This is a genomic window from Bacillus sp. JJ1503, assembly GCF_036965125.1.
Classification (GTDB): domain Bacteria; phylum Bacillota; class Bacilli; order Bacillales; family Cytobacillaceae; genus Cytobacillus.
Genome location: NZ_JBALOZ010000073.1, coordinates 1 through 567 on the forward strand (window position 1 = coordinate 1; position 567 = coordinate 567).

At 32.8% G+C, this 567-nt stretch carries 1 protein-coding gene; it reads left to right on the top strand.

What is annotated here, in order from left to right; genetic code table 11:
• Positions 1–59: 59 nt before the first annotated feature.
• Positions 60–567: HTH-type transcriptional regulator Hpr (locus V7149_RS06695; RefSeq protein WP_335344870.1), on the top strand; the 508-nt coding region annotated here is incomplete at its 3' end.

Below are 567 nucleotides of genomic sequence, written 5' to 3' on the forward strand. Positions count from 1 at the left end.
AATTTTTACTTTATTGGCATAATGAATATAGAGAACTAGAAAAGTAGGTGAATAGTTTTATGACAGATAAAATGTATTCAATGAAGGAAGCAATGATTTTCAGCCAAAGAATTTCTCAACTTAGTAAAGCTTTATGGAAATCCATCGAAAAAGACTGGCAGCAATGGATTAAGCCCTTTGACCTAAACATCAACGAACATCATATTTTATGGATTGCCTATCACTTAAAAGGGGCATCTATTTCGGATGTGGCTAAGTTTGGAGTCATGCACGTATCAACAGCATTTAACTTCTCAAAAAAACTTGAAGAGCGTGGCTTTCTGAAATTTTCCAAAAAAGAAAGCGACAAAAGAAATACGTATATTCAGATTACTGCCGAAGGCGAAAACATTTTATTGCAATTAATGGAGACTTACGATCCAGATCAATATGCAGTGTTTTCAGGAGCAGCACCATTAAGAGAACTTTATGGGAAATTTCCAGAAATTATTGAAATCATGGCCATAGTGAGAAATATATATGGAGATGATTTTATGGAGATTTTTGAAAAATCATTTAATAATATTG